Genomic DNA, 23105 nt, shown 5'->3' on the forward strand with positions numbered 1-23105 from the left:
CGGTCACTTCGGGGTCGGGAGCCGCCTCGCACCAGAGGAGGATCTGATGCCGAAAGTAACCCTGCGTAGTCGCACGATGGGCGGTGTCGCCGTGCTGGGGCTGAGCGCCCTGCTGGCCGTGGCGGTACCGGGAACCGCGCACGCCAACACCGTGGGCGTCACCGTGAAGACACCCGGCGCCACCAGCGGGCCCGGTTCGACCTTTGCCGAGATCTCGACCCACGCCGACTGTTCCAGCGGCCTCATCGCCGGCGGCGGCATCAACCAGGCCATCGGCACCGGCTCGGTCTCGAACGGCAACCACGTGATGGGCAGCGAGCCCAGCTCCGACGGCAGCACCGAGTACACCGGCACCACCGGCGTCGTCGGCACCGACGTGACGCACTGGCTCGGCATCGGCGGCACCGGGGGCGCGACCGACGCCTCCTTCTCCACCACCCCCTACGCGACCTGCCTGACCAGCAACCTCGTCAACCACACCCAGGTGGTGATGAACAAGGCCAGCGGGCCCTCGGCGGCGTCGACGGTCAACCTGGTGGTGGCGACCTGCCCGGCGAACACGATCCTGCTCGGCGGTGGCGCGCGCACCACCCCGGCGAGCATCGGCAGCCTCAAGCCGATCGCCAGCTTCCCCACCTTCAACGACGCCGCCCATGACTACGGCCAGAAGGCGGCGGCCGACGGGGCGACCAACCCGAACTCCTGGGCGTCCGTCGGGTGGAACGGCGGCGGGGGCGGCACCAGCAACGTGACCTACGCCTACGCGATCTGCAGCGGCAGCGGCATCAACGTCAGCGGAGCCACCGTGAAGGTCCGCTACAGCGAGGTGAGCGGGCCGACCTCGGCGACCACCGGCCAGACGGCCACGGTCGGCTGCGGCGGCGGGGACGGGAAGCTGATCAGCGGCGGCGCCGCCATCAGCGGCGGCAGCGTGACGACCACCGACTTCACCGGCCCGGGTTCGGGCGGCGACCACCTCAACGGCAGCTTCCCCAGCACCTCCGGCGGCAGCCCCGTCAGCGACGGGACCACCACCGCCGCCTACTGGACGGCCTTCAGCCACACCGGCGGCGCCAGCTCGCCGAGCACCTACACCGACGCCTGGGCGCTGTGCGCCGACGACGGCGTCTGATCCGAAAGGCGATGTCGATTCCCTTGAACCGTCGTATCACCATGCCCAGAGGCAGGCTGGCCGCGATCGCCGGCGCGGCCGGTGTCCTGGCCGTCGCCGTCGCAGTACCCCTGCCCGCCATCGCGGACGCCGCGGGCGGGACGGCCACCTGCGGGGCGACCGGCGTCCTCACCACCTCCCCGCCCACCTGCGCCTACACCACGGCGGGCACGGACACCTTCACCGTGCCCGCCGGCGTGACCAGCGTGCGCATCGACCTGTTCGGCGGCGAGGGCGGCAGCGCGGCCGGCTTCGTGGCCCCCAACCCGCCGAACACCGGCGCGCCCGGCGGCCTCGGCGGCGAGACCAGCGGCACCCTGGCCGTCAGCCCCGGGCAGGTTCTCCAGCTCACCGTCGGCGCCGCGGGCGTTCCGGGGACGTCGCGGCATGGCGAGTTCGCCCGGCGCGGCGGCATCGGCCACGGGGCCGGCGGCGGCGGTGCGCACGGCGGCGGCGGTGCGGGCGGCGGTGGCTCGGACGTGCGGGTCGGCGCCTTCGGCGCGGCCGACCGGGTCCTGGTGGCCGGCGCCGGCGGCGGTGCCGGCAACGGCGGCCCGCTACTGCACGGCGGCGACGGCGGCGGGCTCGCCGGGGCGGCCGGCGGCCAGGGCGGCGGCCCGGAGGGTTCCGGGGTCGCCGGCGGCGGCGCGACGCAGACCGCGCCCGGCACGGGCAGCCCGAACTCGGCCCGGGGCGGTCCGGGGATCCCGGGCGGCGACACCGATCCCTGGACCGGCGAGCCCAATCCGGGCAGCGGCGGCTCCGGTGGCAACGGCGGCGGCGGCGGCAACGGCGGCGGCGGAGGCGGCGGCGGCTACTACGGCGGCGGCAGCGGCTCCGGCGGCGGCGACCCGGGCAACTTCTACGGCGCGGGCGGTGGCGGCGGCAGCGGCTTCGCGGCGCCGACGGTGACCGACGCCGTGCTCGTCGGCGGCGTCAACCACGGCAACGGTCACGCGACGGTTTCGTTCCGCTACGGCGCCTCGGTCTCGGTCGCCGCCAGCACGACCACACCGCTGTTCGGCCAGACCGTCACCCTCACCGCGTCCGTCACCGGCGCGGACCCGGCCGCCGGCACCCCCGGCGNGACGGTCACCTTCCTGGACGGTCCCACGACCCTGGCGACGGCGTCGCTCAGCGGCGGGCAGGCCGGCGTCAGCGTCAGCGGCCTCCAGCCCGGCACCCACGCGATCACGGCCAGCTACGGCGGCGACCCGGCCTTCGCGCCGGGCACCACGGCCGGATCCACCGACGTCACCGTCGGGTTCAGCCAGCCGTGCGTCACGACGACGCGCACCGGACCCCTGACGGTCGCCGCCGGCCAGGCGCTGTGCGTCGGACCGGGCGGCCGGCAGGTCGGCCCGGTCACCGTCCGCTCCGGCGGGGCCCTCGCGCTCACCGGCGCCATGGTCACCGGCCCGGTGTCCGTCGAGGGGGCGCTCGCCCTCACCGCCTGCCGGTCGACGATCACCGGCCCGGTGACGGTCCACGCCGCCTCTGGCTACGTCCTGCTTGGTGCCGACGCCGCCGACGTCACGCCCTGCGCGGGCAACACGCTGCAAGGCCCGCTGACCGTGGACGCGAACACCGGGGGCCTCGAGGCCTCCGCGAACACGATCACCGGCCCGGCCCGGATCACCGGCAACAGCGGCAGCGGCCCACTGCCCGACGACGCGGTGCCCGAGTTCCGCGACAACCACGTCACCGGCCCGCTGAGCTGCACCGGCAACCAGCCGACCCTGACGCAGACAGGCAACGTCGTGATCGGACCGCGATCCGGTCAGTGCGCCTGACGCCTGCCCCAACCTCGGCCGCCTGACGCTGGTGGCGCCCCGCGTCGGGCGGCCGAGCACATCTCCGGTGCAGTGCGAGCAGCCGGCCGAGGAGGNCGGAGCGGCGCGGATCGTCGTGACCTGGAACGATGAGGTCCACCTCCGTGGGCGGTCGTCACGGCCGGCTTCACCGGCCCCGCCGCCGAGGCCCCCGTCCGAAGGAGTCGTCCCCTTGACCGACGCCCGCACCGTCATCGCCAGCCTGCGCCGCTCGCACGAGCGGCTGCGCGCCCTCGCCGAGCCGCTCGACGCCCAGGCGGTGCGCGGGCCCTCCTACGACGACGAGTGGACGATCGCCCAGGTGCTGTCCCACCTCGGGTCCGGCGCCGAGATCGGCCGGCTCGTCCTCGACGCCGCCGTCGCCGGGCAGGACGCCCCCGGCCAGGACGCGTTCGTCGCCGTCTGGGACACCTGGAACGCCAGGACCCCGGACGCGCAGGCCGCCGACGCGCTGCCCGCGGATCTGGCCCTGGTCGAGGCGTACGAGGCCCTCGACGATGCCCAGCTCGCGGGCCTGCGGATCGCGCTCGGGCCGATGAGCCTGGATGCCGCCGGGGTCGTCCGGCTCCGGCTGAGCGAGCACGCCGTACACACCTGGGACGTCGCGGTCATGCTCGACCCCGCCGCCACCGTGGAGGCGGGCGCCGTCGACCTGCTCATCGACGGTCTCGGCATGATCGCCGGGTTCGCCGGCAAGCCCACCAGCCCCGCCCGGATCCACGTCACCACCACCGACCCGGACCGCGAGATCGCCCTCGATCTCGGCGATGCCGTGGCCCTGGGGCCCTGGGACGGCACGCCGCGGCCCGCCCGGCTTCGGTTGCCGGCCGAGGCGTTCGTTCGGCTGGTCTACGGCCGTCTCGACGCCGCCCACACCCCGCCCGTCGAGGCCGACGGCGTGGATCTCAACCTCCTGCGCGCGGCGTTTCCGGGCTTCTGATCTCCGCTGACCTCCGCTGACCTCCGCCGCCCGATCGATCGAGCGCCCTGCGCGGCCGCCTCCCGCGCAGGGCGTCAGCTCTTGCGGCCGATGGCCCCGTAGACGCCGACCTGCGTGTGGGTCAGGCTCTCGTCGACGTCGACGTCGACGTCGACGTCGCCGTCGGGCCGCCAGCGGTGCACGACCCGCAGGCCGGGGTCGACCAGGTCGAGGCCGTCGAAGGACCGAGCGACCTCCTCGCGGCGGCGCAACTGCACGGCAACCCCGTGGGCCCGGTAGGCCTGCGCCCCCTGCTCGCTCTCGGCCGGGGCGAAGTCGGGCGTGCCGTGGGTGAGCGCGAGGAAGCTGCCGGCGGGCAGGGCGTCGAGCAGCCGGGCGACGATCGCGTACGGGTCGACCTCGTCGGGGAAGAAGTGCAGGATCCCGATCAGTGACAGGGCGACCGGGCGGGTCAGATCGAGGGTGTCGTGCAGCTCGGCCGAGGTCAGGATCGTCTCGACGTCGCGCAGGTCGACATCGAGGTAGGTGGTCCGGCCGGCCGGGCTGCTGGTCAGCAGCGCACGGGCGTGGACGAGCACGATCGGATCGTTGTCGGCGTAGACCACCCGGGCCGCCGGGACGATCTCCTGCGCGATCTCGTGCAGGTTCGGCGACGTCGGAATGCCGGTGCCGATGTCGAGGAACTGGGTGATCCCCGCCTCGCCGGCGAGATACCGAACCGCCCGCGCCATGAAGTACCGGTTCTGCCGAGCCGTCGTCCGTATCTGCGGGAACCCGACGATCACCTGCTCGGCGGCCTCCCGGTCGGCGGGGAAGTTGTCCTTGCCGCCCAGCAGGTAGTCGTAGATGCGAGCCGAGTGCGGCTGTTCGGTCTTCAGGTCCACCCTGGGAGCCGTCGGTGACTCAGACCACCGCAGATGGCTACTCGGCTCCCAACCATCGGGATCCGCCACGACACGCCCCTCTCGCCCGGTCAGACCATCCTGATTGCGCGGAATGCCGTAAACGTACCGCGCCCGGGATAGCGATGCCTCCGCCAACCGACGGGGCGTCGCACGCCGACCGGTCCCGCAGGCGCGAGGACTGGTCGAGCCCAAGGTTTCATCGGGCCAGCGCAACAGCACCCAGCGTGCCTGCACCGTGAAACGGAGCCAAATCCAACGGCTACAGGTTAGCTTGCCAGTGGTGGCCTGGGTACGCGCGGGCGAGAAGCCTGGCCAGGGTCCGGCGCTGGGCTGGGGTCAGGTGAGGGATGGTTTCGTCGAAGTCTGCCTGATCCTTGGGGCGGGCGTGCTTGGCCTTGAACAGCAGGACCAGTTCGGGCGCCAGGTACGGGATGCCGTCCGGGGTGTGATGGATGATCTCGCCGTAGGCAAGGCGGATCGTCTGGTCGTGCCGGCAGATCCAGGTCTCGCCGTCGTGGGGTTCTCGGAACACATCAAGGAGGTAATTGCCGGTGGCATGGTCGCGCAGCCAGGTCTGGTGTGTGGCGGCTAGCACGTCCGGTGTGGCGTTCTCCCAGATCCGGCCGCTGCTGACCGCGTCGAAGGCGTAGCCGGGGAAGCGGTCGCGNATCTCGGGGAAGTGCGCGGCGGGGACCGCGATCTCGATGTCTCCGTGCTCGCGTGTCTGCGTGCCGCGGAACAGGTCCAGCGCCCAGCCCGCGGCCGGAGTGAGCGCGGTCGGTCAGGGCCGGGCTGGCGGGCCTGCACAGAGGGCGAGCGGTTCATAGTCGACGAGAAGAACAGACGCCGCCACCGGTAGGCGTTGACTTTCGCGGTTTTCTTTCCCTTGGCGTCGAACGGGCATGGTCGGCATGGCCGAGAGGCGGGGCTCGGCGAACGGACCGGACGCGGCAGGCGACCGTGCCGCCAACCCCGAAGTTCACAGCCTATTCACAGCTTGACTGTGCTGTGCCGCCGCAGCCCGATATCCAAACGATTCGCTAAGAATTTTCACAGGAACCCACCAGCGAACCTTTAGGATCTTGCATCAGAGTACGGACCGCCCCAACGGAACTCTCGCGGGCGTTGCCCGCCGGTAACCCAAAAAGACAACGGAAATTCAACCTCTACGTGCCTTCCGGCGGCCGCACCCCGGATCGCGGGTCATCCTGGAGGGTTCTTGTCGTCCTTGTCGGCAGACGAAACGGCGCCGCAGCAGATCATCGAGCCGCCGGAGCCGTCCCATCGTAGAACCCGACGGGGTGCCCGCCCCCCGTCATCCGCCGGGCGCCGGGTTCGGCTTCCCCGGGGCCGCGCACGCGTCGTCGTGATTGCCGCCGTGGTCGTCGCCNCCGTCGGCGGTGGGCTGCTCGGTTGGGCCCTGAGCGGGGATTCGGGCACGCCGGTCTCGTCCAGGCTCGTCGCGGCGAGCGTCGGGCAGATCCGCCAGACCGTGAGTGCGACCGGCACCCTCGAACCGACCCAGCAGGCCAACCTCTCGTTCGCCGTGTCCGGCGAGATCACCGCGGTCAAGGTCGCCGTCGGCGACAAGGTCCAGGCCGGGCAGACCCTCGCCACCATCGACTCGGCGGCTCTCGCCACCGCGGCCGCCCAGGCACAGGCGACAGTGGCGAACGACCAGGCGAAGGTCGCCTCCGACCAGGCGTCGGGGGTGACGGGCGCCCAGCTCACGGCCGACGAAGCCACGCTGACCTCGGCGCAGGACGCGGCGGCCACCGCGCAGCGCAATCTCGCCGCGAGCGCGATGACGTCGCCGATCGCCGGGACCGTCGCCGTGGTCAACCTCACCGTCGGCCAGCAGCTCGCCGGCGGGTCGGGCAGCGGATCCGCCGGCGGGTCCGGCTCCGGCTCGGGTACGGGTGGCGCTTCGGGCTCCGGTTCGGGCGGCGGCTCGGGTTCGGGCGGCCTGGGCGGGAACGGCGGCGGGTCCGGCTCGGGCGCGTCGTCCTCGCTGACGTCGTCGTCCTCCTCGGCGTCCGGTGCCCAGATCGTCGTGGTCGGCACGGACTCCTACCTGGTCAACGCGACCGTCGACGACACGGCGATCGGCCAGCTCAAGACCGGCGACCAGGCCGTCATCACCCCGACCGGCTCGACCGGCGCCACGACCGTCGCCGCGCGGGCNGGTCGCTCGGGCGGGGTCACCGGCTCGGGTGGGGCGGGTGGCACGGGTGGCACGGGTGCGGGTCTGTCGGGCGCCGGCGGCTCGGCGACGATCTACGGCACCGTGGGCACGATCGGCCTCATCGCGACCAGCACCTCCGGTGTCGCCAGCTACCCGGTGACCATCAACGTCACGGGCACCCCTGCCGGGTTGCACCCGGGCGTCGGCGCCGACGTCTCGATCATCGTCCGGCAGCTCTCCGACGTCCTCACCGTCCCCAGTCAGGCGCTGCACACCTCGGGGTCGCAGACCGTCGTCTACCGGGTGCGCGGCGGCCATCAGGTCTCCACGGTGGTGACCACCGGCGTCACCTCGGGGGCGCAGACCCAGATCACCTCCGGGCTCGTGGCCGGTGACCAGGTCGTCGTCCCGGTCGTCGGCGGCTCGACCACCCGGGCCCGGACGGGCGGTACCGGCAGTGGGTTCGGCGCCGGCGCCGGCGGCGGGGGTGGCGGGTTCCGGGGCGGCGGGTTCGGCGGGGGCGGCGGGTTTGGCGGCGGCACCGGCTTTGGTGGCGGCACCGGCTTTGGTGGACGGGCCGCCGGATGACACCGACCGACTCTCCACCCACCGAATCCACACCGATCGCATCCGGACCGGATGAACCCGGGGCGAACGAATCCGGGGCAAACGAACCCGGCCCGATCGGACCCGGGCGAAACGAATCCGGGGCAAACGAACCCGGCCCGATCGGACCCGGGCGAAACGAATCCGGGGCGAACAAGTCCGGGGCNAGCACCGCCGTCATCGAGCTGACGGACGTCCGCAAGACCTACCGGTCGGGGCTGTTCGAGGTGGCAGCCCTGCGCGGGGTCAGCCTGTCCATCCAGGAAGGTGAATATGTGGCGATCACGGGCCCGTCCGGGTCCGGGAAGTCGACGCTGATGCACATTCTCGGCTGCCTCGACGTTCCGACGTCGGGCCTGTACCGGCTGGCCGGCGAGGATGTCGGCGGCATGTCGGAGGACCAGCTCGCCGAGGTCCGCAACCGGCGGATCGGGTTCGTTTTCCAGCAGTTCAACCTGCTCCCCTCCATGACCGCCTGGCGCAACGTGGAGCTTCCCCTCTGCTACGCCGGGGGTCCGCGCTCCGAGCGCCGGCAACGGGCCGTCGACGCGCTGGCCGACGTGGGGCTCGCCGACCGGGTCGAGCACCGCCCGGCGGAACTCTCCGGCGGCCAGCAGCAGCGGGTCGCGGTGGCCCGGGCGCTGGTCACCAACCCGTCGTTGATCCTCGCCGACGAGCCGACGGGCAACCTCGACTCGGCGTCCACCGAGGACGTCNTGGGGCTGTTCCGGCGCCTGCACGACCTCGGCCGCACGATCGTCCTGATCACCCACGAGGCCGAGGTCGCCGCCGCGGCGGACCGGGTCCTGCAGGTTCGTGACGGCGTGGTCACGNCCGATTCGGGTCCGGGCGCCCGGGCGCCGCGGAAGGTGCGCGCGTGAGCTGGGCGGAGATCATTCGGACCGGGCTCGAGGCNGTCCGCTCGCACCGGCTGCGGTCCGGGCTGACGATGCTCGGCATCCTCATCGGCGTCGCCGCGGTCATCCTCACCGTCGGGCTCGGCGAGGGAGCGCAGGACAAGGTGCGGGGCCAGATCAACGCGCTCGGCAGCAACCTGCTGATCGTCGCCCCAGGCAGCACGACGACGAACGGGGTACGCGGCGGCTTCGGCAGCGCGTCGACCCTCACCCGGGCCGACGCCGACGCGCTGCGATCCACGGTCGTGGCCCCCGACATCCGGGCAGTCGCACCGACGACCTCCCGGTCCGCGGCGCTGGCCGCCGGCAGCTCCTCGTGGACGGCCTCGGTCGTCGGCACCACGCCCGACTGGCTGTCGGTGCGCGCCCGCGCGATCGGCGCGGGACGGTTCATCAGCGGCCAGGACGTGGCCGACCACGCGGCCGTGACGGTGCTGGCCGCGACCACCGCCGAGGAGCTGTTCGGCGCGCGCGACCCGGTCGGGCAGTCCGTCACCGTCTCGGGGGTGCCGATGACGGTCATCGGCACGTTGACCGCCGCCGGCTCGTCCGCGAACACCAACGAGGACGACCAGGCCATCGTGCCGATCACGACCGCCGCCGACCGGATCACCGGTGGCGTGAGCCGGAACTCCGTCCAGAACATCTACCTGGAGGCGACCTCCGGCCACACCCTGTCGGCCGCCTACCAGGAGGCCGACTACGAGCTGCTGGCTCGGCACCGGATCACGACGCCCACGGCGGCCGACTTCTCCATCACCAGCCAGCAGTCGATCCTGTCCACCGCGACCTCGGTCGACCGGACCCTGACGGTGCTGCTCGCCGGCGTCGCCGGGATCTCCCTGCTGGTCGGGGGCATCGGAGTCATGAACATCATGCTCGTCTCGGTGACCGAACGGATCCGTGAGATCGGCCTGCGCAAGGCGCTCGGCGCCTCCCCGCGGGTGATCCGGCGGCAGTTCCTCGTCGAGGCGTCCGTGCTGGGTCTCGCCGGCGGCCTGCTCGGCACCGCCCTCGGCCTCGCCGGGGCCGCCATCCTGCCGAGCCTGATCTCCGATCCGATCTCGATCTCCCCGACCGCCACCGTCGGCTCGATCGCCATCGCGATCGCGATCGGGGTGGCGTTCGGCGTCTACCCCGCGACCAGGGCGGCCCGGCTCGCGCCGATCGAGGCGCTGCGCAGTGACTGACACCGGCCGACAACCTTGCGCGGGACACCCGTCCACGGAGCACCCGTCCGCGCGCCTCGTCCCAGCCCGGGTGGGCATTCCCGGGCCGTCCATCAGGAGCGACAGTCCCATGACCACTGCGAATCCGATTGGCCCGGTTCGATCGGGTGAGCCCCGCCGGCATCGCCGTGCCCTGGCCGCGGGGCCGATCGTCAGCGTCGCGCTCGCAATGATCGTCACCGTCAGCGCATGCGGCGGCGGCGGTTCCGACGGAGCCACGGCCACCGCGGCGAGTGCGCCGAGCCAGGCCGCCGGCTCCGCCCAGGGGCAGGGCCAGGCGGCCCGGCCGGGCACCAGCGGCACCATCGCCGCGGTCACCGCGACGAACGTCGAGGTCCAGAATCCCGCGAGCGGTCAGGTCACCGTCACCTGGACGCCGAACACCAGGTTCGTCAAGACCACCACTGCCAGCGCGTCCGCCGTCGCGGTCGGCGACTGCGTGACGGTCACCGGTGGCAGCCCGGGCAGCACGTTCACCGCCCAGACCGTGACCGTGAGCCAACCGGTGTCCGGCGGCTGCACGGCGGGCTTTGGCCGCGCCTTCGGTGGGGCCGGCGGGTTCCCGGGCGGTGCCCGGCCGTCCGGCGCGCCGACCGCCCGCCCGGGTGACCGTTCGACTGCCCGCCCGAACGGGCAGGGCCGCCCGAACGGCGGTCGGCTCGCAGTGGTCACCGGGTCGGTGACCAAGGTGGCGGGCACGACCATCACCGTTACCGGTCCGCAGCGGCCCCGTGCCGGCGCGTCGGCCTCGGCGGCACCCGCCGCCACCCCGTCGCCCGGCGCGACCGTCACCTCGACGGTGACCCTCGGCTCGTCGACCACCGTCGAGGAGACGAGCAGCGCCACCTCGGCGGCCCTGACCGTCGGTGAATGCCTGACCGCCATCGGCAAGGCTGACGACACCGGCGCGGTGTCCGCCACCTCCATCAGCGTCCGCCCGGCCGCCAGGCAGGGATGCACCGGCGGGTTCGGCGGCCGGCCCTTCGGCGGCCAGGGCTCGGGTGGCGGCATGGCCAATGGGTGAACGATTCGGCCGGGCGCTGGCCCGGACCAGTCGGCGTGGCACCCGAACCTGGATCGTGATCGGCGTCGTCGCCGTGATCGTCGTCGCCGCCGGCTCGGCGACGCTCGCGGCGACAGGGTCCTCCGGCCCGGACTACCGCACCGCCACGGCGGTGCGGGCCACCGTCGCGCAGACGCTCGACTCGACCGGCGTCGTCTCGCCGGCAAGCCAGGCCAGCGTGACCTTCCCCGTCTCCGGGACAGTCGCGAGCGTCGCCGTCACCCCTGGTGATCATGTCGAGGCCGGACAGACGCTGGCGACCCTCGACGCCGCCACGCTGTCGGCCGCGGTCGACTCGGCCGCGGCCACGCTTGCCACCAACCAGGCGAAACTGATCTCCGACGAGGCCGGCGAAGGCGGTCTTGGCGCCAGCACGGCGGCGGGCTCCACTGCCTCCTACGCGGGTGGCCCGGCGACGATCGAGCCGATCGCCCTGGCGACCGGCGGCGCCCGACCCGCCGACCGGACGGCATCCACTTCGACAACGCCCGGCCCGACGGACTCCGGCCCGGCATCGTCGGGCTCGACGGCGTCAGGCTCGACGGCGTCAAGGAACGGCGGCGCCGTTGCCGCCGCCCGCGCCGCCATCACCAAGGCGCAGAAGTCCCTGATCACCGCGCAGCGCACCGCCGACGCCGACCTCGCCGTCGCCACGACGGACCTCGGGCAGGAGAAAACGACCTGCGCGGCGTTCATCGACGCAACGGCGACGGCCGGCACGGCCGCACCGCCCGCGACGGACGGATCGCCCGCGACGGCGGCCGGGCCCTCCCCGGCGGGCGCGGGCCGGTCGGGTGGCACAGTCCACGCCGCCCCACCGGCGCAAGCCACCCCACCGGTGCACACAGCCCCATCGGCCCATGCCGCCCCGCCGGCGCACACCACCCCGCCGGTCCATACCGACCCGCTGACGCCGAACTCCCCTGTGCCGGCCGCGTCGGCACCGGCCGCGTCGGCACCGGCCACCTCAGCTCCGGCCACCCCGGTACCGGCCACCCCGGTACCGGCCACCTCAGGACCGGCCACCTCGACACCGGCATCATCGACACCGACCGTGGGCCAGGCCCCCACCACCACGGGCGCGTCCGCCTCGGTGAGCGCCGCGCCGGCCTCGTTCGCGTCGGGGCTGCGGGTGATCGAGTCCGTGCAGCGGTGGGACGCGCAGTCCGTGACCTCGGCCGTCCCGGCGGCCACCGGGACGGCGGCTGGGACGGCGGCCGCGTCCGCCTGCTCGGCGCTGCTGAGCACCGTGCTCACCGACCAGCAGCTCGTGTCGACCGCCCAGGGAGTGGTGACCCAGGACGAGGCCACGCTCGGTAACGCGATCGAGACCCTCGTGGCCCTCGCGCCCACCTTCGACTTCTCCGAGTCGACCCCGTCCACAGGGGGATCGACCTCGACGGACGCGGCCCCGGGCCGGCCGGCCGCGGGGACGGCGACCGCGGGTAGTGCCGGCGGTGCCGGCGGTGCAGGCGGTGCTCGGTCTGCTCGTTCCGGCGGCTCCGGCGGCGCATCCGGTTCGTCCGGATCGGCGCGCTCCGGCGGGGCGGCGTCCTCGGCACGCGGCGGCGCCCAGGGCGTGCCGGCCTCTCCCGCACAGATCGCCGCCGACCAGGCCACGGTGGACGCGGCGCAGGCCGCGCTGACCCAGGCCAAGGACGAACTGATCCAGACCACTCTGGTCAGTCCACTGGCGGGCACGGTCGGGGCGGTCGGCCTGACCGTCGGCGAGTCTGTCCAGGCCGCCTCGACGGCCTCGGGGGGCTCCGGGATCACGGTGATCGGCGCCGGGACCTCCTACGAGGTCGAGACGTCCGTGACCGACTCCGACCTGGCGAAGGTGCGGGTCGGTCAGGCCGCATCGGCGATCGTCGACGGTTCGACCACGGCCCTGACCGGCAAGGTCGTCGGCATCGGGCTGCTGCCGACGTCATCGCTGTCGAGCGGCTCGAGCAGCGGCGGCTCGGGGGCGTCGAGTTCGGTGAGCTATCCGGTGACGATCTCGCTCAACCGGGCAAGCCAGCGGATCTTCTCCGGTTCGGACGCCGACGTCTCCATCGTGATCGCCCAGGCGGCGAACGCGATCGCAGTGCCGAGCTCGGCCCTGCGATCGCTGGGTCAGCTACACACCGTGACGGTGGTGCGCAGCGGCAAGGCGACGGCCACGATCGTCGGCGTCGGGGCGGCCGGAACCACCCTGACGCAGATCACGTCGGGGTTGAAGGTCGGCGACCGGGTGGTGCTCGCCGACCTGTCGACCCCGCTGCCCAGCGCCGGCGGCACCACGAACGGCCGCGGCGGCGGCCTCGGGGGTGCGTTCGGAGGCGGCGGCCTCGGTGCAGGCGGCCTCAATGCGGGCGGCCTGGGCGGTGGCCGGGCGGGCGGTCTCGGTGGCGGTCGGGCAGGCTGATCGGCCTGCCCGGCCGTGGATGCCGGTCCCGCCGTCCAGGTCGGACGGCGGGACCGGCGGATGATCCGGGGAGGGATCAGGCCGCGCCGGGAACGGTGGCCTTCCTCTCCTTGAAGCCGAAGCCGTCGCTGGACGCGCCCTGCTGGAATGCGGTGAAGGCGTTCTCGTCGGCGTCGATGTCGGCCTGCGTCGCGGTACCGTTCTTCAGCTTGCCGGTCAGGCTGCTGAACTTGTCGCTGATCGACTGCACCGAGTTGCACAACGTCGGATTGGCCAGCGCGAACCGCTTGGCCACCTTGAGCTCGTGGACCGTGAACGCCCCGGCCACCGCGGCCTTGGCGAAGCTCCGCGTCCGCTTCGGCGCGCCCTTGGCGAAGCCGCCGTTCCTCGCCGGCTTGTAAATGTAGCGATGGAAGGCGCCCAGGGCGAGACCGGAATGCAGCGCGAACCGCGTCTTCGCGAAGGCCTTGGTGTTACCCGAGGTCGGGCAGGAACCGGAGTACTCGGAGTCGGTGTCGGTGCCCGCCGAGCTCGACGTGCGGACGCCGTTCTTCCCGGAGCCGCCCGACGAGCCGCCACACGCGCTGAGCAGCGTGACCGAGAGCAGCAACGCGATCACAGCCGCCNCGTACCTCGTGGTCCGAGCGGTCGGCCTAGCGATTGTCGAGAACATCCACCACCAACTTCGTGCGGCTTTCGCCTGGTCAGAGATCCACAACGCCCACGGGGACGCTGTGCAACTGTAGCGATTGCCGTGCCTCCCGGCACCGTCGCGCTCCCGATACCGTCGCGCTCCCGATACCGCCCCACCGCCTGGGCCGGCCCCACTCGACGTTCAGGCAGCCGCCGAGCGGCAGCCGCGAGGTCTTCTCTCCGCGGTACTCGCCCGAACGCAGGTCGGGCCGGCCCATGGACAGAAGTCCGTGAGCCGGCCCGTGCTACAGGTGTCGCCGCGGTCTACGTTCTCGTATACAACTGTCTATAGCGCGCGGCGGCGTTGGGATTTCGATAGACGCAGTTACTGCTAAGCGGGCGATACAGGTTGGATCCGACGTTCCCCGGATCACAGTTGTTGAAGTAGAACTCGTACGCGAACCCCTTGCCGGCGTGGGCCGTGAACCAGTCGTACATCCACTGGACGTAGTTCGCGTTGTCGCCCCCGCCGGCGGAGCCGCTGCCGTCGACCACCCCCCATTCACCGACTCCGAAGAGCTTGTTTCGAGACTGGGCGAAGTTGTACCAGTAGTTCAGCCCACCGACCGCGTTCGACTGGGCGTCGAACGCCGCCTTGGTCGGCGAGGCGGGGTAGAAGTCGTAGGCGTCGAGACCGACGGAGTCCACCCAGGCGTCCCCCGGGTACATGTCCATCGCGTTGTGGCTCGGCGGGTTCTGCGAGTAGTGGGCGTTCAGGCCCCAGGACAACGTGGGGTCCGGCTCGGCGGTGGCGTTGATGGAGTCCGCGACGTGCCGCCAGCAGTTGATGTAATCCGTGGGATTGGTCGCCGACCACTGGTACCAGTCACCGTTCCCCTCCCACGCGATGCGGATGATGGAGTCCTGGCGGCCATAGGCGTTCAGCATCCGGCCGAAGTTCTGCCAGTAGGAGTCGTAGGCGCCGGTGGCGCAGGTCGCGTTGCTCGCGCCGATGTTCTCCGGGTAGGGCGGGACCGCGATGATCAACCGGCCCGGCCAGGTGGCGAAGGTCTGCAGCAGATTCGTGGGCTGGGTGACGTTCGCCCAACTGTTGCGCGTCACGTAGAGCAGGGTGAAGTCGCAGGGGGTGCCGCGCCAGGTGCAGAACGCCTCGAGGTTCGCCTGGTTCATGGCCGGGTCGGGGTAGGTGCCGGACTCCCATCCCTTGNCCGAGCGCAGGCCCGACCACAGCGGCGGGGCCGGCGGCGGGTTCAGCCCGGTGGTGATCTCGGCGCGGTCGAAACCGATGTTGTTCCCGGTGGACGTGACGTTTCGACGGCCCTCGTTCGTGAACGTCAGGGTGTGCGCGCCGACCGCCAGGATGGGCGACGAGTACAGCAGGGTGATCGACGATACCGGCGCGTAGGCGTCAATGGTAATCGGTTGCGCACCGTCGATACGGAACGTCCCAAACCNGTTGGCCGGCCCCTTGAGTCCGTAGACGTCGATCTGGGTTCCGTTGAACCTGACCGTGGCAACGGCGCCGGGGTTGCTGGTGTAGTACAGGCTGTTGTTGGGTGAGGTCACGCAGCCGGTGCACGGCATCCAGCCCGCGGTGTACGACACCTGGTTGTTTCCGGTGCCGATCGCGGTGTCCTCGATCGTGAGCGCCGTCTGCACCGGCGGTGGTGGCGGCGGCGGCACCGGATCGGCGACGACCTCGGCGCGGTCGAAGCCGACGTTGAAGCCGGTGGAGGCCGCGTTTCGGACGCGCAGGTTCGCGATCTGCAGCACGTGGGCACCCGACGTGAGCGCTCCCGAAGTGTAGATCAGACTCACAGCCAGCGGCAGGGCGAAGGTGTCCACGGTGACCGGTACGCCGCCGTCGATGCTGAAGGCGGCCTGGCCGCCCGTCGGCCCCTTGATGCCGAACACGTTGATCTGGGTTCCGGTGAACCGGATCGTGGCGATGGCCCCGTAGCCGGTGGAGTACCGGTAGCTGTTGTTGGGCGTGCTGGGCGCGCATCCGGTGCACGGGGTCCAGGTCCCGGAGTAGGAGACCTGGTTGTTCCCGGTACCGACGGCCGTGTCCTCGATGGTGATCGTGGCGGCGCTCGCCGGTGTCGCCAGCGTCGCCAGGGTCGTCATGACCACGATGAGACCCAGTGCCGCGCAGGTCGGTCGGCCGACCAGGCGGGCGAGGATCGCGCGCCGCCGGGAGTGCCGCCCACGCCGGCCGCGCCGACGTTCGGTCCATGTGCCATCGGATCCGGCGAACCGTCTTCGTACCCGCCATCCCAGCACCGATCGGACACTGCGCGGGCGCCGCGGACCAGTCCGTACGTCAACGCCACCGGGACGCGCTCCCGACGGGAAGTCCGTCTCGTCCGATTTTTCTTCCGCTTGCATTCCGTTGTCCCGTCTAGGTGTCGTCAAACCTGCCAATCAGAGCCATTTACCATGACCGGAAAAGACGCTAGGCCAATGGTTCGCGCGTTCCGGACAGGAGCTATTCCCCGGAGATTCGACGCCCCTCAATCCACCTCGGACGAAGGCTGGCAACGCCGGCTATCGAACCACTCCGGTAGAACGCCTCCGACGAGACCAACGCGAGACCAAGCGTCTGCGTCTGCCTATGGAAAGCCGACCGCCAGTACCTGTCAGGGCGGTAGCCAGTGATTCGACGCGGCCATCGGGGGGCACCGCGGCGAGCGGACCGATCCCGAAAGGCGGCGACGCCGGGCATCCGCCCGGCCATGGTCGGCCCACGGCACAGGCTTTCGATCGATGGGATGGCGGTCCTGGCGGACGCGACGTCGCCGCGAGCCACCATGCTCCGAAGTCGGGCTGAACCGTGCTGTATCTCGACGGACCGTGTCCAGCATNAGCGCGGGAGCGTCCCAGCCAGCGAACTCGAGGGCCAGGCGGCGTTACTGGGTCTGGGTCGCCAGGCCCGAGGTCTCTCTGGACGAAGACGGCTCCGACCACCGGGAACGTGACCCAGACCGCGTGACGGAACCAGGAGAGTGGTGGACCTGCCACGCGGAGACCCAGCCGGGAGATCTCACCCTCCTCTACCGTTCACAGCTCAAGAAGGACCGCGCTTATCTCATCGAGGCGAAGTCGGCCGCATACTCGCTGGCCGATGACGAGTCGGCGGCCGCCGAGGGCTGGGGCGTCGGCTGCGACTACCAGGTCATCGACAGGTTCGCGCAGCCCCTGTCCATCGCCGACATGCGTCTCGGCATGGAAAACTCGGCCCACACTCTGGCCATCGTGTCCAACAACTACTTGCGGTCGGCATACGCGACGACGGAATAGATCGAACGTATCGTCGCGTTGCCGCTACCACCCTCGGCCAGGAGGCATCCCGCCCATGGGAACAGCTATGCCGGAAGCATCATGACACGCGCCATCCACGATGCCGGGTGGTCCGNCCGGAACATCGACATCCCCGGTGAACGGCTGGTATTCGTCCGTAATCGCGGACAGACACCGGGTCAGTCCGGTGCCGGAGCCCGTCTGGCCGCGACCGCCGCCACCGCGGTTCCCGACGCCGCGGACGCGGGACGCTAGGGAAGCGTCGTCAGGCCACCCTCGACCATGAATGTCATGCCGGTAAGGTAGCTCGCGTCGGGCCCGGCGAGGAACACCGCCACCCGCGCGCAGTCCCGAGGAACTCCCCAGCGCCGCAGCGGGATCTGCGCCTCGGCCGCCTCCCGCGCGCCGGGGTGATCGGCGAAGACGCCCTCGGCGGCGTCGGTGAGGATGACCGGGTTGAGGACGTTCACCGTGATCCCGTGCTGCCCCCAGCCGTTGGACGCAGTCCGGCTCAGGGCGCGGATCGCCTCCTTGTTGCAGTTGTAGGAGGCGGACTCGGCGTTGCACATGATGCCGCGACGTGACCCGAAGTTCAGGATTCGCCCGCCGCCCGCGGCCTTCATGTACGGGAAGACGGCCTGCATGGCCCTGAGCGTCGCCTTGACGCCCGTCTCGAAATTCCAGTCCCACTCGGCTTCGTCGACGTCCTCCAGGTTCGTCGGCTCGCTGGAGGCACGCGGCTTGTCGCGGGTGCCGAAGCTCTGCGCGTTGTTGACGAGGATGTCCACGCCACCGTATTCGGCCACGGTGCGGTCGACCATCTCGCGGATGTTCTGCGCCACGCCGACGTCGCAGGTGATGCCCAGCGCGTCGCCGCCCCGGGAACGAATCCCGTCGACAACCTCGCTGACCGTACCCGCGGTCCGGGAGGCGACGACGACGCGAGCGCCTTCCAACGCGTACTCCTCCGCGATCGCCCGGCCGATACCCCGTCCGGCGCCGGTCACTATGGCGATCTTGCCGTCTAACACACCCATGCGGTCCTCCTCGATCCGTCGTCGCCGGTCGGCCACGCCGCCGACCGGCGACGCGGGCCCGCCCGAGCGAGGGCACCGTCTCGATGCGCGCCCACGGCCCATGTCTACTCGGGTACCTGAGCGACGTGCGCACACGCACGGTGGTCGTCCACCGCCGGGCGTGGACCCGCGTGGTCTCTGCCGGCGCGGGGTAAGAGCCCTGGTGTGGGCCCTGCTAACGTTTTCTCCATGCTGCCCGCGGAGCTACGGAGCGTCGATCGGGGCCATCTACGCACTGCTGTGGGTGATACCACCTTTCAGCGGGGGGCGCAGTACGCCAGGCAGGGCGCCGTGGCCGAGATGTCGTGGCGGCCGGCCGGAAACGCGCTTTACGGCACGGTGGCGGGAAGCCACGGAGAGCGTTATGTGACCACCGTGTATTTCACCGGCCCGGGCTCCGCGGAGCCGTGGTGGTTCGACGATGCCCAGTGCACCTGCCCGGTGGGCGTCGGTTGCAAGCACGCAGTCGCGCTCGTGCTGGCGGCGGCAACAAGGGCCGCCGGTGGCGGCCCGGCTCGCCAGCCTGCCGCCGGGCCGAAAGGCTGGGCCTCGTCCCTGTCGGCGTTGCTCGGCGACCGGTCGGTCGAGGACGAGTCTCGGGGTACGACGCCGCTCGCCATCGAGCTGACGCTGTCCGCCGAGATGTCGGCGGGCCGGCCGAAACGCGGGTCCGGCAGACCGTCGTTGGGCGTGCGCGCGCGGCTGGTGAAACCCGGGAAGACCACCTGGATCAACGCGCTCTCCTGGTCGAAGCTGAGTTCGCCCTACGGGCACTACCAGCGCGACAGCTACGTGCCGGCGCACCTGCGGATTCTGCGGGAACTGTACGCCGTCTACCTTGCCGGGCAGGAGGACACGGCGTACGGCGCCTATTCCTACGGCGACGACAAGTACCTCGATCTCGGCGCGTTCGCGAGCCCTCGGTTGTGGCCGCTGCTCGACGAGGCCGCCGCGGCCGGTGTGCGGTTGGTGCATGGGCGCAAACGGCTTGGCGATGTCGAGCGCTACGGTTCGGCGGAGCTGTGCCTTGATGTGACTCGCGGTGCGACGTCAACGGCGCTCACCGTGAGTCCCCTGCTGCGCATGACCGACCCGGATCAGTCCGTGGCGCCGTTCGCGTTCATCGGCGGTCACGGTGTCGTCGGTATCGATCGGGCGGAGATTCAGGCCACGGATCGTCACGAGCACTGGCACATCCGGCTGGCCCGGTTGAGCACCCCCGCGCCGCCGAAGCTGATCCAGATGGCCGTGGAGAACAGAAGCCTGCGGATTCCGGCCGCCGAGCGGCCGCGTTTCATCAGCGAGTTCTACCCGGGGCTGCGCAGGGTGGCCCGGATCGTCTCCAGCGATGAGTCCTTCGAGCCCCCGGTGATTGTGCCGCCGGAGCTCGTCGCGCGGGCCGACTTCGGGCCGGCCCACACCGTCGAGATCACCTGGGAGTGGGATTACGCAGTCGGGGGCACGCGGCTGCGTGCGCCAATACACGATCACGGCGGTAGCGACGGGCCTGACGACGGTAGCGACCCGGGATATCGGGACAGGCGCAGCGAGGCCGATATTCTGGCCAATCTGGAGCTGCCGCCCGGCGTCCTCCCGACGGCGTCCGTCCGGCTCAGCGGGATCGAGACGATGCGGTTCGCGACGGAGCTGCTCCCGCTCCTCACGGCCCACGACGGGATCACCGTCGAGATCGGTGGCCGTCCCGCGGACTACCGCGAGGCCGGAGATCTGCTACGGATCGAGGTCTCGACCGACGAGGTCCCGGGCGAGCGCGACTGGTTCGATCTCGGTGTCGCCGTCACCCTGGACGGGCACGAGATCCCGTTCGCGCCGCTCCTGGTGGCCCTGAGTAGGCAGGAGTCGCACCTGCTGCTCGACGACGGCACCTATTTCAGCCNGGACCGGCCGGACCTGCGGACGCTGCGCGGGCTGATCGAGGAGGCGAAGGCGCTGCAGGATGCCCCCGGCGGGGCGCTGCGCATCAGCCGCTTCCAGGCCGGGCTGTGGGAGGAGCTCACCAGCATCGGCGTGGTCGTCCGCCAGGCGCAGACCTGGCGCCGGCAGGTAGCCGGCCTGCTGGCCCTCGACTCCGCCGGCGCGAAGGAGCCACCGCGGACTCTCCAGGCCAGCCTGCGGCCCTATCAGGCGGACGGGTTCCGGTGGCTGAGCTTCCTGTGGGACTGCCAGCTCGGCGGGATCCTCGCGGACGACATGGGCCTGGGCAAGACTCTGCAGTCGCTCGCGCTCATCTGCCACGCCCGGGGGGCCGACCCGGCGCTGCCGCCGTTTCTCATCGTCGCACCGACGAGCGTCGTGTCGAACTGGGCCGCGGAGGCAGCCCGGTTCGCGCCGTCGCTGCGGGTCGCCGTCGTCACCGACACCCTGAAGCGCCGTGGTCAGGCCCTCGCCGACATCATCGACGCCGCCGACGTGGTCGTGACGTCCTACACGCTGTTCCGACTCGACACCGAGGCGTATTGCGCGGCCTCCTGGGCCGGTCTGGTTCTCGATGAGGCGCAGACCGTCAAGAACCACCAGTCGAAGGCGTACCAGTGCGCGCGGCTGCTGCCCGCGCCGTTCAAGCTGGCGGTCACCGGAACGCCGCTGGAGAACAATGTGATGGAGCTGTGGTCGCTATTGTCGATCACCGCGCCAGGGTTGTTCCCGAACCGCGCGCGGTTCGACGGCTACTACGCCCGCCCGATCGAGAAGCAGGGTGACGCCGAGCGTCTCGCGCAGCTTCGGCGCCGGATCCGGCCGCTGATGGTCCGGCGGACCAAGGAGCAGGTCGCCCCCGAGCTCCCCGCCAAGCAGGAGCAGATCCTGGAGGTCGAGCTACACCCCCGCCACCGCAGGATCTACCAGACCCACCTGCAGCGCGAACGGCAGAAGGTGCTCGGCCTGATCGACGACATGAACCGCAACCGCTTCACCATCCTGCGATCGTTGACGGCGTTGCGACAGCTCAGCCTGCACGCCGGGCTCGTCGACGACACCCACGACGAGCTGCCCAGCGCCAAGATAGACATCCTGCTCGAGCAGCTACGGGACGTCGCCGACGGCGGGCACCGGGCGCTCGTGTTCAGCCAGTTCACCCGGTTCCTCGGCCGGGTGCGGGAATCGCTCGACGCCGACGGCATCGAACACTGCTATCTCGATGGCACGACCCGCAACCGAGCCGCGGTCGTGCGGCGCTTCAAGGAAGGAAAGGCGCCGGTCTTTCTCATCAGTCTGAAGGCCGGCGGATCGGGCCTGAACCTGACCGAGGCGGACTACTGCTTCCTGCTCGACCCGTGGTGGAACCCCGCCACCGAGGCGCAGGCGGTGGACCGTACCCACCGCATCGGGCAGTCCCGCAACGTCATGGTGTACCGGCTGGTGGCCAAGGACACCATCGAGGAAAAGGTGATGGCGCTGAAGACGCGCAAGGCCGAGCTTTTCGCCGGCGTCCTGGACAGCGGCGAGTTCGTCGACACCACGTTGGACGCCGACGACATCCGATCACTGCTCTCCTGAACCGGCATCCCAGCGACCGCGTGGGGACGCGTCTTCAGCCCATCACTGCTGCCCCGGTCCGGTCCTGCCGTCCCTCACCTCACCAGCGCCCCTCGGGCCGCTGTTCTGATGCGAGGCGTCGGGACCCGGTGCGAGGCGTCGGGACCCGGTCAGGAGATGGCGTTCTTCGCGGTNGCGATGCCGTCCGCCGAGGTGGTCTGCAGGATGTCGTTGAGCTGTGTGTCCGACGGCGTGTAGCCGAAGTAGGTCTTGTAGAAGTCGCGGGTGACCGACCGGAGGTCGACGTCGGCGAACAGCGACGGGTTGAGGACCTTCGCGACCCACTGGAGCTGCACCGCCTGCTCGACGGTGTACTGACCCCACGCGTACAGCCCGCGCGGGTCGATGAACACCTTGTCCGACTTGACCGCCTTCAGATCGCTCCAGCCGCTGATCTTCGACAGGCCCGCCAGCACCGAGGCGCCGGTGTTGGCGGCCAGGCCCTGGTCACCGCCCGGCGCCTGGATGATCACATTGTCCGGGTTCCACTGCAGCAGCTGCTCCATGGTCACATTCACGCGACTGCCGCTGATTCCCTTCGCGACGTCCGTCCCGCCGGCCTTCGTGATCCACTGGTCCGGCAGCGACGACCCGCCCTGGACCACGATGTTGTTGCCGGCGTACGCCTCGATGTACACCACGGTCGGCTTGGTCGTCGACTTCGCCAGCTTCGACGTCAGGGTGCTGTCAACCTTGTCGAAGTAGGCGTTGTAGGCCTTCGCCTTGGCCACCGCGGCGCCGCCGTAGGTCTCCCCGGCGACGGTGATCGACTGCGTCAGCTGCGCGTACTTGGGAAAGACCATGACCACCGCCGGGATACCCGCGGCCTGGAAGGGCTTCGCCGTGTCACCACCGGAGAGCGCGGAGACCACTGAGGTGCTGCCCGTTTCACGGACACGCGATAGTTGGACTATATCAGCTTTACGCCGCCTCCGGTATTGATGTCTGACTCGTCAGGTAGAGATGTTCGACGTGTTCCGGAGTGTGGTAGCCGAGGGTGGAGTGGAGTCNCTGCCGGTTGTAGAAGACTTCGATGTACTCGGCGATCGCACTNCGGGCGGCGCGGCGGGTGGGGTAGATTTCTCGGTAGACGAGTTCATTTTTGAGTGTGCCGAAGAAGGATTCGGCGGCGGCGTTGTCCCAGCACACTCCGGTGGCGCCGACGGAGGGTCGCGCGCCGTGCTTGCTCAGGGTTCGATGATAGGCATCGGACGTGTATTGCGCGCCGCGGTCGCTGTGGAAGATCACGTCCGGTGTGAGGG

At 71.1% G+C, this 23105-nt stretch carries 12 protein-coding genes and 6 pseudogenes; 11 read left to right on the forward strand and 7 right to left on the reverse strand.

The window, feature by feature from the left end; translation table 11 throughout:
• Positions 1-46: 46 nt before the first annotated feature.
• The 4 genes and pseudogenes from FF86_RS19525 to FF86_RS19535 all read left to right on the forward strand — a co-directional run bounded on the left by FF86_RS19525 (position 47) and on the right by FF86_RS19535 (position 3943).
• Complete coding sequence (locus FF86_RS19525) at positions 47-1132, forward strand: hypothetical protein (protein WP_044888077.1); 1086 nt, start codon at positions 47-49, stop codon at positions 1130-1132.
• 41 nt (positions 1133-1173) lie between these two features.
• Positions 1174-2257, forward strand: a 1084-nt coding sequence (locus FF86_RS67155) for a glycine-rich protein (protein ID WP_242419086.1), incomplete at its 3' end; no start/stop codon positions are given.
• Position 2258: 1 nt separating this feature from the next.
• Positions 2259-2964: pseudogene (locus FF86_RS67160) on the forward strand (Ig-like domain-containing protein); the annotation flags it as partial.
• Between the two features lie 211 nt (positions 2965-3175).
• Positions 3176-3943 carry a maleylpyruvate isomerase N-terminal domain-containing protein gene (locus FF86_RS19535; RefSeq protein WP_044888078.1) on the forward strand — a complete coding sequence of 256 codons (768 nt, stop codon included), beginning with the start codon at positions 3176-3178 and terminating at the stop codon, positions 3941-3943.
• 74 nt (positions 3944-4017) lie between these two features.
• On the opposite strand, the gene FF86_RS19540 is transcribed toward FF86_RS19535, so the two are convergent.
• On the reverse strand, positions 4018-4827 hold the full coding sequence (locus FF86_RS19540) for an SAM-dependent methyltransferase (RefSeq protein WP_370657208.1): 810 nt from the start codon (positions 4825-4827) through the stop codon (positions 4018-4020).
• A 280-nt stretch (positions 4828-5107) separates the two neighbouring features.
• Positions 5108-5515: hypothetical protein (locus FF86_RS19545; RefSeq protein ID WP_396229952.1), on the reverse strand; the 408-nt coding region annotated here is incomplete at its 5' end.
• An 825-nt stretch (positions 5516-6340) separates the two neighbouring features.
• Here FF86_RS19545 and FF86_RS52705 point away from each other — a divergent pair.
• The 5 genes and pseudogenes from FF86_RS52705 to FF86_RS19570 form a co-directional block, all read left to right on the forward strand.
• The coding region (locus FF86_RS52705; protein WP_242419093.1) for a biotin/lipoyl-binding protein at positions 6341-7032 on the forward strand (692 nt) is incomplete at its 3' end.
• Between the two features lie 774 nt (positions 7033-7806).
• Positions 7807-8355: pseudogene (locus tag FF86_RS19555) on the forward strand (ABC transporter ATP-binding protein); the annotation flags it as partial.
• Between the two features lie 200 nt (positions 8356-8555).
• Positions 8556-9746: pseudogene (locus FF86_RS19560) on the forward strand (ABC transporter permease); the annotation flags it as partial.
• A gap of 109 nt (positions 9747-9855) precedes the next feature.
• Positions 9856-10809 (forward strand): DUF5666 domain-containing protein, encoded by a 954-nt coding sequence (locus FF86_RS19565; protein WP_128423406.1) that lies wholly within the window; start codon positions 9856-9858, stop codon positions 10807-10809.
• Positions 10802-13258 carry a biotin/lipoyl-binding protein gene (locus tag FF86_RS19570; RefSeq protein ID WP_044888083.1) on the forward strand — a complete coding sequence of 819 codons (2457 nt, stop codon included), beginning with the start codon at positions 10802-10804 and terminating at the stop codon, positions 13256-13258. Before FF86_RS19565 ends, FF86_RS19570 begins: the two co-directional genes overlap by 8 nt.
• 957 nt (positions 13259-14215) lie before the next feature.
• Here the strand turns inward: FF86_RS19570 and FF86_RS52715 are convergent.
• Positions 14216-15082: a glycosyl hydrolase gene (locus FF86_RS52715; RefSeq protein WP_313954361.1), complete on the reverse strand. Its 867-nt coding sequence runs from the start codon at positions 15080-15082 to the stop codon at positions 14216-14218.
• A gap of 2381 nt (positions 15083-17463) precedes the next feature.
• On the reverse strand, positions 17464-18249 hold the full coding sequence (locus tag FF86_RS19590) for an SDR family NAD(P)-dependent oxidoreductase (RefSeq protein WP_044888094.1): 786 nt from the start codon (positions 18247-18249) through the stop codon (positions 17464-17466).
• Between the two features lie 339 nt (positions 18250-18588).
• Between FF86_RS19590 and FF86_RS52720 the strand changes: the two genes are divergently transcribed.
• Positions 18589-20185, forward strand: a 1597-nt coding sequence (locus FF86_RS52720) for an SWIM zinc finger family protein (protein WP_242419097.1), incomplete at its 3' end; no start/stop codon positions are given.
• 1 nt (position 20186) lies between these two features.
• Positions 20187-21804: pseudogene (locus tag FF86_RS52725) on the forward strand (DEAD/DEAH box helicase); the annotation flags it as partial.
• 174 nt (positions 21805-21978) lie between these two features.
• On the opposite strand, the pseudogene FF86_RS19600 reads toward FF86_RS52725, so the two are convergent.
• The 3 genes and pseudogenes from FF86_RS19600 to FF86_RS52735 all read right to left on the reverse strand — a co-directional run.
• Positions 21979-22715: pseudogene (locus tag FF86_RS19600) on the reverse strand (ABC transporter substrate-binding protein); the annotation flags it as partial.
• 49 nt (positions 22716-22764) lie between these two features.
• On the reverse strand, positions 22765-22853 hold an 89-nt coding region (locus FF86_RS62805), incomplete at its 5' end, for a hypothetical protein (RefSeq protein WP_255355846.1).
• A 44-nt stretch (positions 22854-22897) separates the two neighbouring features.
• Positions 22898-23105: pseudogene (locus FF86_RS52735) on the reverse strand (integrase core domain-containing protein); the annotation flags it as partial.

The organism is Frankia sp. CpI1-P (assembly GCF_001421075.1).
GTDB classification, from domain to species: Bacteria; Actinomycetota; Actinomycetes; order Frankiales; family Frankiaceae; genus Frankia; species Frankia torreyi.